The following is a 9,998-nucleotide window of genomic DNA, read 5'->3' on the forward strand; positions in this document are numbered from 1 at the left end:
GTGAGGGCAATAGAGCGTGAACTCCAAACTGTTTATGCTGCGGTGCGCTTTCAGGGTTTATCGCGGTGTGGCGATGCGGCGGGCATTGAAGGTGTCGAGGTCGATGATGCTGCCTGGATTCGCGCTTGACTTGATCAACTCCCGCGGCGTAACGCCCAGCAACCGCCCCATCCAATGCGCCATATGACTCTGATGCGCAAAGCCGGTTTCCAGCGCGATCTGGCTCGCACTCAGCCTGCCATGAAGCAACAGCGCCCTCGCCCGCTCAACCCTTCGCTGCACCACATACTGATGCACCGGCATACCGAGCGTTTCGCGAAACAGCACCTTGAAATGCGGCACGCTCAACTCGGCGTGCGCGGCCAGTTCGCCAAGCGTAAGGCGTTGATCCAGATGCGCTTCGATAAACTCGATCACGCGAGCGGCGGTCTTCGGCGCAAGCGTGCGGCGCTTGTTCTCGAGCGTGTCGAGCACCGGCACGCTGCCGATCAGCCGCACCACCATCGCCGTACACAGGCTTTCGGCGTAAAGCGGATCGGATGCATCATCCGCTTCGAGTTCGGCGCGCAACGCCCAGGCCAGATGCTGAAAGCGCGGATCGCGCATCTGAAACTGCGGGCGCAACTGCGCTTCGCTCGATTTCAATTCCAACTGTTCGACGGTTCTCTGCGCAAAGTCCTCGCCGATCCACACGCTGAAAATCGTGCAAGCGGATTCATCGGTCCACTGCCCGTCGACGCCTGCAGGAATCACATCGGCATCGCCATGCGCCTGAATCCGCGAGTAGCGACGCTCGTTGCACATGCAACGCGCCTTGACCGGCGCGCCGACATGCACGCCCACGCGATGGTGCTTGAGCGCCGGAATCCGGTGCAGCCCGGCTGACACATTGACCAGATCCGCGCCGAAACCCTGCCAGCCGAGTGCCTTGCTGGAGCGCAACGCAATGCGGGAACCGCTGTGCGGTTGCGGTATCGGTGTCGCGGCATTCATGTGTTCCCTCGTCGATGGCGGCCAAAGTGTATGCATTGTGCTGCGTTTTTCGTCGCTTCGCTTGGGCTCGCACCGCCCCAACTCACATGCTGCACTGCCGCAAAGAAAAACAATCATCCGAATCTGCTCACGACGATCCGCGCCCGCGCGTTTCCGTATCCTCGCCTCCCTAAGATGGCGACATACCGATCCAGGAGGGAGCTCAACATGTTTGTGATCTTTGGAGCAGCAGGCAATGTAGGCAGAGTGAGCGCCGCGGCTTTGCGCCGGGCGGGCCGTGAAGTGCGCGCGGTAGTCCGTAACAACAAGCAAGGCGAACTGTTAGCGGAAATCGGCTGCGAAATCGCCATTGCCGATCTGCTCGATCCGGTTTCGGTCGAGCGCGCTATCGAGGGAGCGCATGCGGTACAGATACTGTGTCCGGTACCGCACTCAGACGCCGATCCCGCAACCGCGATGCGGCGCATGATCGACGTGAGCGCGGGCGCATTGCGCGCCAACCCGCCGCAACGCCTGCTCGCGCTTTCCGACTACGGCGCGGAACACGCGAGTGGCACGGGCATCACGACGCTGTTTCACTACCTCGAAACACAACTCGCGCCGGTCGCCTCGCAGATGACGTTTCTGCGTTCAGCGGAACACATGCACAACTGGGGTCGCGTGCTGCCGATCGCGCTCGCGAGAGGCGTGCTGCCGAGTCTGCATCATCCGTTGAGCAAGCTGTATCCGACGGTCGCCGCACAGGATGTCGGCCTGCTTGCCGCCGAACTGCTGCTCGACGACAGACCGGCGAAGGTATCGCCACGGGTGGTGAGCATCGAAGGAGAGGCGCGCGTCAGCGCGTTAGACGTCGCACACACGGTCGGTGAATTGGCACACCGTCAGATCACCGCCTACGAAGTGCCGCGTGGCGAATGGCCCGCCATGCTCCATGGCGCGGGACTCGGCGAGAACCACGCGCGTCTCGTCACGGATCTGTACGACGCGCACAACGCGGGCCGCATCGACGTCGAAACAGAGATCAGCGAACGACGCTTCGGCTCGACGGCGCTCGCGGACGTATTCGCGGCGATCCTCGCGCGCGCCGGTGCAGCGTCAACTGCGACTTCAACTGCAACCACGGCGGCGCGCTGAACGGCACTGGCAATAGGAGAAACGGCATGCATACCTGCCCTTTGCTGCGCGCGTCTATGGCATCGCGGAAAATCGCGGCGCATCGCCCCCTGCAAGCGCGCGAAACTACGAGCACTCGTAACTGGACAGCGATCCTTGCGATCTCGGAATATCTTGCGGGACTGGTCGGCTGGCGAGCGCTTCGGGATACGCTCAACGCTATTCCCGATAGCAACGACGATTTTGGCTTATTCTGATTCGCCGCAACTCGGCTCGGATTGAGGCATCTCGGTTCAAGCGCCGCACATTTGCGGCATTATCTGGAAACTCTATTCACAACAGCAAACGAAAGACAAAATCATGGTCACGAAAATCACCGTCGAAACGTTCGTCAATGCTCCTGTCGCCAGAGTCTGGAGTGCTTACACGACGCCGAGCGATATCAAGCAGTGGAACACGGCGTCTGACGATTGGCACACAACCCAATCGACTGTCGATCTACGCGTCGGCGGCATTTTCTCTTCACGCATGGAGGCCAAGGACGGTAGCTTCGGCTTTGATTTCGAAGGAACCTACACCAAGGTGGTCCCTCAGGAACTGCTCGAGTTCTCGTTTGGCGACCGCACTGCATCGGTGGAGTTCATCACGGGAGCAAAAGGCGTGACGGTTCGTGTTGCGTTTGATGCTGAATTGGAAAATCCCATCGAACAGCAGAAACAAGGGTGGCAAGCCATCTTGAACAATTTTGCAAAGTTCGTTCAAGCGAGGCAGTAAAGAGACGCAATAGATTGACAAAATCGACGCCATACCACCGGCCGCCGTTTGCAAAAGGCGGCCGGCGCGCATGCGCCGCTTATTCGTTCTCGTCGAAGTAATGCCCAAACTTCAACTGCTTGGTGCGGATATAGCGCTCATTTTCCTCGCGCATCGGAATCGCCAGCGCGACCCGCTCGCATACCGGAATGCCGTGTTTCGACAGCGTGTCGAATTTCTCCGGATTGTTGCTCATCAGGCGCACCGAGGTGACCTTGAGCGTGCGCAAAATGCCCGCCGCCGAATCGTATTCGCGCGAGTCGTCGGGCAAGCCGAGATCGAGATTGGCCTCGACGGTGTCGCGGCCCTGCTCCTGCAGCGCATACGCACGAATCTTGTTCGACAGGCCGATGCCGCGCCCTTCGTGGCCGCGCAGATACAGCAGCACGCCGCAGCCTTCGGCCGCGATATAACGCAGCGCCAGATCGAGCTGCTCGCCGCAATCGCAGCGATACGAGCCGAGCACGTCGCCCGTCAGGCACTCGGAGTGCAGGCGTGTCAACACGGATGACTGGTTTGCGACATCGCCCATCACGAGCGCGAGATGTTCGGCGCCGCTTTCGGACACGCGAAACACATAGGACGTGAACGTGCCGTAGCGCGTGGGGAGCGTGGCGGTAGCGTCGAGAACGACGCATTCGCCGTTGATTGCGCCGTCTGGTGCTGGCGACGGATCGTGAGACGTGAGCATGGCGTTGGACAATGGTGCTGACATGAACCCGATCAAACCGGGGATGAGGTATGGACTGGGAGTTTACCGCTAATCGGCGCAACGCACCCGGATGTCCATGCGCCGCACAAGGAACCACGGTGCCGCCACGCTACTCGCAAGGCTAAACCAGGCTTACCGTGCTGCGCGCCACAGGTATTCCCGAGGTACTTCGGCCGCGCGTCGCGCCTATACTTGAATGGCCTGTCCCTCACGACAGCGCGCCGCACCGGCGTGCTGCACTGCGAAACGGAGCCGCTCCATGACAAGCGTTGCACAACTTCTTAAAACGAAACCGAACAACACCATCGTCTACACAGTCGGGGCCGACGATTCCGTCTACGAGGCGATCAAGCTGATGGCTGAAAAGGGCATCGGCGCACTGGTCGTGACGGACGGCGACAGCATCGCCGGGATCATTACGGAGCGCGACTACGCACGCAAAGTCGTTCTGATGGACCGCTCGTCGAAAGCCACGCCGGTGCGCGACATCATGAGCAAAGCCGTGCGCTTCGTGCGTCCCGACCAGACCACCGAAGACTGCATGGCTCTGATGACCGAACGGCGCATGCGCCACTTGCCGGTAATCGAAAACGACCGCCTGGTGGGCATGGTATCGATCGGCGACCTGGTGAAGAACATCATCGCCGAGCAGCAGTTCACGATTCAGCAGCTCGAGTTCTATATCCACGGCGAACGGCCTTGAGGTTCGCCGCCTATCGCACGTCGCGCGACGAACGCTGTCGAAACAGGGCGCAAAAAAAGCCCAATCCTCGAAAAAGGTTGGGCGAAGCTACCTTGCGGCAGCGGAGGTTCTTGAATGGTGGATCGCGACACTGCGCGGCGGATTCCTGGTCTGACGGCGCAAACCGCCGCGCATACCACTTACGGCAAAACACAATGTTCTTCAATGCGCGCCGCATAAGGCGCGCATTTCCCTAACCACATCAAACTGCTGACTACTTGCCGATCGCATCACGTGCGCTCTGCTGATTCACGCACGCTCAGCTTCGATCAACTGCCGGCCAGAGCAGCCGGCTGCTAAAGAAATCAGTTACCGAAATAAACCGACTTCGGGCCGGACATCTGCTGTACAACGCCACCCGACTGTGACGAACCGCTCACCGCGCCACCGTAGCCACTGGTATTCGCGACGGGTTCCTGCGTTTGCGCGACGGCCGGGTTTTGCGCCTGCACGCGGCTTTCGGCGGCTTGAATGTCGGATGGATAGGTCGTGTCGTTGGTCGTCGCCGGGTTGTAGCCAGCTTGTTCCAACTGGATCAATTGACCGCGAACTTCCGCGCGGGTGACAGGCTGGTCGCTCGATTGAGCAAACGAAGCGACCGGGGCTGCGAGAACAGCTGCAATAGCGAATACCTTGATGAGCGATTTCATGATGACTTACCTCCAGACTTGTTTTTTGTTTCGCCTGCCACACCATGTGAGAAGCGATTAACTTCAGTCTAGTCATCCGGTCATCAAGGGAAAACCCTTAATTAAGAGATATACAATTGCTCAAATCGCAAGAATGCGGTGAAATTTACCGCCGCGTGCGCTCAAAGTCATAGCTTTACCGTAATAATTGTCGGGATCGTAACCTTTTGCGTCTGACGTTTCGACAATGCGCCCACACTGGGTGTGTTTTGCCGCTTTACGTGTGGCTTGTGGTCAATTCTGCGCGCCCGCCAAAGCGCCGGCATGCGGCGGCAGCAACAGTTTTCGGGGCCCGCTGACGAACGCGCTGCCGGGTTCGAAAAACCGCAGCGGCCGATGCATCTCGCGCGACAAACCGATGCGCGTCGTCACGCCAATCGGCACATCACCCGTCTCGATCACGCCGATCCACAGGTCGCGCCCAGTGCAAAGATCACGGCCATCGAATGACTGATCGATGCCTAAGGCAATGGTGAGCCGGCCGGGACCGCGCGCGAGGTCGCGCAGCGGCACGCCAGGGCGCCGGGCTTCCATCAGGGGTAAGCCTTCCAGTGGCTCGATAGCACGAAGCAGAATGCCGGCGCCGACCTCCTCCGCTTCCGCGGACATGTTCAGCATGTACGAAAGCCCATACGTGAGCCGGACATAGGCGTGGCCCGGCGCGAGAAACATCGACCCGTTGTACGGGCGACGACCTTGAAACGCGTGACTGGTCGAATCGCCGAGCGGATACGCTTCAGTTTCGACGATCCGGCCGCTGATGCGGCCTTCGGGCAGATCGTGCACGAGGTATTTGCCGACCATGAAGCGCGCTAGCGCGACCGTGTCGAGCGGCAAATCGTCACGAAGCAATGGGAGGATGGGCAGCGGCTGATTCGGCATGCGGTCCGGACTGGTCGTGAAGGACAAAGCTGGGGTTCAAGGGACGCGAACGCGTAGCAGACACTCCGACGGGCATGCCATCCGCGCCGCACCAAGCGGTAGCGCGCCATGGGCCTGCCTTCATCAGCCCATTCGTTGTATCAAAACCTCATTTCCGGGCAGCTGCGCATTCACCATGGCACTAATTGGAGTATCGTGTGTTTCCGGCCCGCAGGACAGCCTTTGCCGGTATGCGTGTGCTTAGGCCCGCCCCATCAGCTTACAGATTGAAAAAATCGCAAGGCCCGCAACAGCGTTCCATTCAGATTTGATCCCGAAGTACCCGCTGGTGCAGTACACCGACCCCACCCGGGGCCGTCGTGTTTATGACAATAGGAGAGAGTTGAATGAAAGCATTCCAGGCAATCAAGATGGTAGGCGGCGCACTGATCGTTCTGGCGTCCGTCAGTGCCTACGCGCAAAGCAGCGATGCGGCGGCCACGCCGGCAGCCCCGATGGCGGCTTCGTCGGCGCCTAGCGCCAAGTCCGTCAAGGCAGCCGACCGTGCGCTGGGACGCAAAGTGCGCAGCGCCCTGTCGAAGACCAAGGGCCTGAGCGTGACCAACATCACCGTGCGTGCGCGTGGCGGTGCAGTGACGCTGGCCGGCACGGTGCCTGAGCAGCCGCAAGTCGACCTCGCAACCCAGGCCGCGCAAGCCGTGCCGGGCGTGACGTCGGTCAAGAACGCACTGTCGATCCGTCCGGTCGGACAGTAACCCGCGTTAGTCAGTTGTAGCGCCACATCCGGACGCAACGCTTCCTCACGAGGCGGCGCGTCCGGCCCGACACATCCGGGTTCTTTTTTCCTGAAGCTGCTAACGCCGCAGTTCTGGACCGATGGTGTTTCATCCATCGAAACCGCGCCGCTTTTTCCGCGCAATCCTGCTTGGCTCAATCCTTCAGAAGCCGAACAACCGTCGGTTGTATTACCGCCTTCGCCACTGCGTCGGCACAACCCGTCCCGCCGACAGACAAAGCCTCGTTCGCCGTGAACTATCCTTTATAATTTAATGCTTTAGGGGGCGTTGTTGACGAAATGGATTAGCATTCTCGCTCGCTCCCGCGCTCGCCCCATATCTCGTCGGGGCCCATCCGTGCGCGCCGCGTCAGTCCAATATAAGCAACGAGATCAAGCAACAAAAGGAAGCCCAGAATGACCACGCCCGCGACCGTTTTACCCCGCTGGACCATTGCCGCACCCTTTGTCGCGTGGATCGTGCTGGGCGTGGCATATGCCCTGCCGGGCAACGGATTGCTGCTCGCACTGATCGGCGTCGCACTGTGCGCAGCCGTGTTCACAGCGGTGCACCATGCGGAAGTGGTCGCGCATCGCGTCGGCGAGCCATTCGGCACGCTGGTGCTGGCGGTGGCCGTGACGGTGATCGAGGTCGCGCTGATCGTTTCGGTGATGCTGACGTCCGGCCCTGAAAAGGCCGGCCTCGCGCGCGACACCGTGTTCGCTGCGGTGATGATCGTCTGCAATGGGATCGTCGGCATTTGCCTGCTGGTGGGCGGCATCCGGCATCGCGAGCAGGACTTTCAGAGTCGCGGCGCGGCGGCGTCGCTGGCGGTCCTCGCCTCGTTGTCTGTGTTGACGTTGGTGATGCCGAACTACACGACGACCAAGGTCGGCCCGGTTCTGTCATCGTCGCAACTGGCGTTCGCGGGGGTGTCGTCGCTGGTGCTGTATGGGGTATTCGTGTTCGTCCAGACCGTGCGTCATCGCGACTACTTCCTTGCCGGGGTTCCCGACGAGGACGTTCATGCAGCCCCACCGAGCACGGGTGTCGCGCTGGCAAGCGGCGGCTTGCTGGTGGTGTGCCTGGTCGCCGTCGTATTGCTGGCGAAGGTGCTCTCGCCGGTGGTCGAAACCGCGGTGAAAAACGCGGGCGCGCCGCCGGCGGTGGTCGGCATTTTCATTGCCGCGCTGGTGCTGTTGCCAGAAGGACTCGCGGCCGTGCGCGCAGCGCGCGCCGATCGCTTGCAGAACAGCCTGAATCTCGCGCTTGGCTCGGCGCTGGCCAGCATCGGGCTGACCATTCCGACCGTTGCCGTGGTGTTTTTGTGGACCGCCCAGCCGCTCATACTCGGTATCGACGGCAAGGAAACCGTGCTGCTGATGCTCACGCTGGTCGTCGGCACCCTGACGCTGAGTGGTGGGCGCACGACGATTCTGCAAGGCGCCGTGCATCTGTCACTCTTCGCGGCGTATCTGTTTCTGTCTTTCGCGCCCTGACACCAGGTTTGAGGCCCGCGCGCTATCCAGACAACGCAGACAACGGGCTCCTCTCCTATTCTTCCCAATGATCCGTAATCCAGTCGCGAAACAGATTCAGTTTCTGCTGATGCGCGACTGAATCCGGATAGACGAAGTAATAGCGCCAGCCGGTCTTGAGCACCGTATCGAACGGCCGCACGAGGCGCTTGGCCGCGACGTCTTCGTCGATCAAGGCAAGGTCGCTGATGGCGACGCCGAAGCCCTGCAAAGCGGCGTTGGTCGCCATGTCGAGCGTGTCGAAGCTCGGCCCATGTTCAGCGTCGATACCGTGTGTATCCGCTGCATCCGCCTCGGTCACCTTGGCGAGCCACATCTTCCAGTCGCGATGATCACGTGTCGGATGCAGCAGCGTGTGGCGCACCAGATCCGCAACCTCGTCCAGCGGTTTGTCTTTCAGCAGATCGGGCGCGCATACCGGCGTCAGACGCTCCTCGAACAACGGCACCGCCTGCACGTCCACGCCCGGCGACGAGCCATAGATGATTGCCGCATCGAAGGGCTCGAGTTGGAAATCGACGTCGTGTTGCCAGGTGGTCGTGATCTGCACATGCAGATCGGGATACTCGGCCTGGAAGCGCATGATCTTCGGCAACATCCAGCGCATCACGCAGGTCGGCACTTTCAGCGCGAGATCGGTACGTTGACGCGTGAGGCGCAGCGATATCTCTTCGATACGCGCGAAGCTCTCCTTCACGGCCGGCAGCAGCAATTCGCCTTCGGCGGTCAGTGTCAGACCTTTCGCATGGCGTTTGAAGAGCGGAAACTTGTAGTAGTCCTCGAGCGCGATGATTTGCCGGCTCACCGCGCCTTGCGTCAGACATAGGTGGTCAGCGGCGCGCGTAAAGCTGCGATGCCGCGCGACGGTTTCGAAAATCTGCAACGCGTTGAGCGGCGGGAGACGTCGCATCGGGAAGAGTCCAGTCTGGAATCAGAAAAAATCATTGCACGGGTATGCGGCGTTGTGTGCCGTCACGCCTGCTGTGCCCACAGGATACGCGATCAGAACGCCCAGCACGAGTTGCCAGCGGCGCAAACATGCATGCATTGGGCTCATGATCATCCGCCAATTCCGTCCTGAACGCACCCGCTTGCACCGACTCAGGGCAAATCCTGCCGGACACCGCACCAGAACCGAGCTTTCCTCATACCGCCTCCTGGCCGACCCGCGCCAAAAAAATCATGGACGTTAACCCCGATACGCTACTGGATTGGGGTTCCCACGGATCGCAGCGAAGCCGCCGCTAGCATCGCGCGACAGCCAGCCCATGAGATTCCGTCATGCGCTCCATGCGCATATTTCGTTTGTTGATGGATTTTGGCAAACCTAGAGTGCATCAACACGCAACGCATCCGCTATCGCATGAGGTTGGGTGCAACGTGCAGCGCAAATGGGCGATGCAGCGGCAGCGGTCAGAGCGAATATCACCAGGCAACAGGCGTTCAACACAGGAGACCGCCATGCAAGAGATCAAACGGGGTAGAAGGCAGGCCATCAAGACAATCGGCGCGGCACTCGCGGCGTCCGCATTGCCGATGCCGTTTATCAATCTGCGAGCACAGGAGCACAATTTCTCCGGCAAGACCCTGCGTCTGTTGACGTGGTCCGATGACACCGGCGCCGCCGCGTTGCGCAACATCGCCGCCACGTTCACGGCGAAAACCGGCGCGAAGGTGATCGCCGACCGCGCCGACGGCACGTCCGGCATGGTCGCCAAGGTCAAGGCCGCGGGCGACCGC

The 9,998-nt window shown here is 60.7% G+C and carries 10 protein-coding genes and 1 pseudogene; 6 read left to right on the forward strand and 5 right to left on the reverse strand.

Annotated features, from left to right (window positions below; genetic code table 11):
• Positions 1-57: 57 nt before the first annotated feature.
• Entirely contained in the window at positions 58-993 is a 936-nt protein-coding gene (locus KHO31_RS36435) for an AraC family transcriptional regulator (RefSeq protein WP_201108692.1), read from the reverse strand.
• A 207-nt stretch (positions 994-1,200) separates the two neighbouring features.
• On the opposite strand from KHO31_RS36435, the gene KHO31_RS36440 reads away from it, so the two are divergent.
• Positions 1,201-2,127: an NAD(P)H-binding protein gene (locus KHO31_RS36440; protein ID WP_211625715.1), complete on the forward strand. Its 927-nt coding sequence runs from the start codon at positions 1,201-1,203 to the stop codon at positions 2,125-2,127.
• A 339-nt stretch (positions 2,128-2,466) separates the two neighbouring features.
• Complete coding sequence (locus KHO31_RS36445; protein ID WP_201078326.1) at positions 2,467-2,880, forward strand: SRPBCC domain-containing protein; 414 nt, start codon at positions 2,467-2,469, stop codon at positions 2,878-2,880.
• 79 nt (positions 2,881-2,959) lie between these two features.
• Here KHO31_RS36445 and ribA read toward each other — a convergent pair whose 3' ends face one another.
• Positions 2,960-3,610 carry a GTP cyclohydrolase II gene (gene ribA / locus KHO31_RS36450; protein ID WP_201078428.1) on the reverse strand — a complete coding sequence of 217 codons (651 nt, stop codon included), beginning with the start codon at positions 3,608-3,610 and terminating at the stop codon, positions 2,960-2,962.
• A gap of 280 nt (positions 3,611-3,890) precedes the next feature.
• Between ribA and KHO31_RS36455 the strand changes: the two genes are divergently transcribed.
• Positions 3,891-4,334: a CBS domain-containing protein gene (locus KHO31_RS36455; protein WP_201078319.1), complete on the forward strand. Its 444-nt coding sequence runs from the start codon at positions 3,891-3,893 to the stop codon at positions 4,332-4,334.
• Positions 4,335-4,678: 344 nt separating this feature from the next.
• Here KHO31_RS36455 and KHO31_RS36460 read toward each other — a convergent pair whose 3' ends face one another.
• Complete coding sequence (locus KHO31_RS36460) at positions 4,679-5,023, reverse strand: DUF4148 domain-containing protein (RefSeq protein WP_201085422.1); 345 nt, start codon at positions 5,021-5,023, stop codon at positions 4,679-4,681.
• Positions 5,024-5,296: 273 nt separating this feature from the next.
• Positions 5,297-5,944: a DNA-3-methyladenine glycosylase gene (locus KHO31_RS36465; protein ID WP_201078426.1), complete on the reverse strand. Its 648-nt coding sequence runs from the start codon at positions 5,942-5,944 to the stop codon at positions 5,297-5,299.
• A gap of 386 nt (positions 5,945-6,330) precedes the next feature.
• On the opposite strand from KHO31_RS36465, the gene KHO31_RS36470 reads away from it, so the two are divergent.
• Together KHO31_RS36470 and KHO31_RS36475 are read left to right on the forward strand one after the other, a co-directional pair.
• Positions 6,331-6,699 (forward strand): BON domain-containing protein, encoded by a 369-nt coding sequence (locus tag KHO31_RS36470; RefSeq protein ID WP_201078315.1) that lies wholly within the window; start codon positions 6,331-6,333, stop codon positions 6,697-6,699.
• Positions 6,700-7,136: 437 nt separating this feature from the next.
• A complete protein-coding gene (locus tag KHO31_RS36475; RefSeq protein WP_211625717.1) occupies positions 7,137-8,219 on the forward strand; it encodes a calcium:proton antiporter in 1,083 nt (360 codons plus the stop codon).
• 55 nt (positions 8,220-8,274) lie between these two features.
• On the opposite strand, the gene KHO31_RS36480 is transcribed toward KHO31_RS36475, so the two are convergent.
• The gene (locus KHO31_RS36480; RefSeq protein WP_201078311.1) at positions 8,275-9,168 is read right to left on the reverse strand and encodes a LysR substrate-binding domain-containing protein; all 894 of its coding nucleotides are present in this window, start codon (positions 9,166-9,168) and stop codon (positions 8,275-8,277) included.
• 551 nt (positions 9,169-9,719) lie between these two features.
• Here KHO31_RS36480 and KHO31_RS36485 point away from each other — a divergent pair.
• Positions 9,720-9,998: pseudogene (locus KHO31_RS36485) on the forward strand (ABC transporter substrate-binding protein); the annotation flags it as partial.

It is taken from the genome of Paraburkholderia domus, from assembly GCF_905220705.1.
GTDB lineage: Bacteria > Pseudomonadota > Gammaproteobacteria > Burkholderiales > Burkholderiaceae > Paraburkholderia > Paraburkholderia domus.

What these genes read in the sequence shown, in the direction of transcription:
- KHO31_RS36435 (WP_201108692.1), bottom strand. Translation starts at nt 993, where the DNA reads ATGAATGCCGCGACACCGATACCGCAACCGCACAGCGGTTCCCGCATT.
- KHO31_RS36440 (WP_211625715.1), top strand. Translation starts at nt 1,201, where the DNA reads ATGTTTGTGATCTTTGGAGCAGCAGGCAATGTAGGCAGAGTGAGCGCC.
- KHO31_RS36445 (WP_201078326.1), top strand. Translation starts at nt 2,467, where the DNA reads ATGGTCACGAAAATCACCGTCGAAACGTTCGTCAATGCTCCTGTCGCC.
- ribA (WP_201078428.1), bottom strand. Translation starts at nt 3,610, where the DNA reads ATGCTCACGTCTCACGATCCGTCGCCAGCACCAGACGGCGCAATCAAC.
- KHO31_RS36455 (WP_201078319.1), top strand. Translation starts at nt 3,891, where the DNA reads ATGACAAGCGTTGCACAACTTCTTAAAACGAAACCGAACAACACCATC.
- KHO31_RS36460 (WP_201085422.1), bottom strand. Translation starts at nt 5,023, where the DNA reads ATGAAATCGCTCATCAAGGTATTCGCTATTGCAGCTGTTCTCGCAGCC.
- KHO31_RS36465 (WP_201078426.1), bottom strand. Translation starts at nt 5,944, where the DNA reads ATGCCGAATCAGCCGCTGCCCATCCTCCCATTGCTTCGTGACGATTTG.
- KHO31_RS36470 (WP_201078315.1), top strand. Translation starts at nt 6,331, where the DNA reads ATGAAAGCATTCCAGGCAATCAAGATGGTAGGCGGCGCACTGATCGTT.
- KHO31_RS36475 (WP_211625717.1), top strand. Translation starts at nt 7,137, where the DNA reads ATGACCACGCCCGCGACCGTTTTACCCCGCTGGACCATTGCCGCACCC.
- KHO31_RS36480 (WP_201078311.1), bottom strand. Translation starts at nt 9,168, where the DNA reads ATGCGACGTCTCCCGCCGCTCAACGCGTTGCAGATTTTCGAAACCGTC.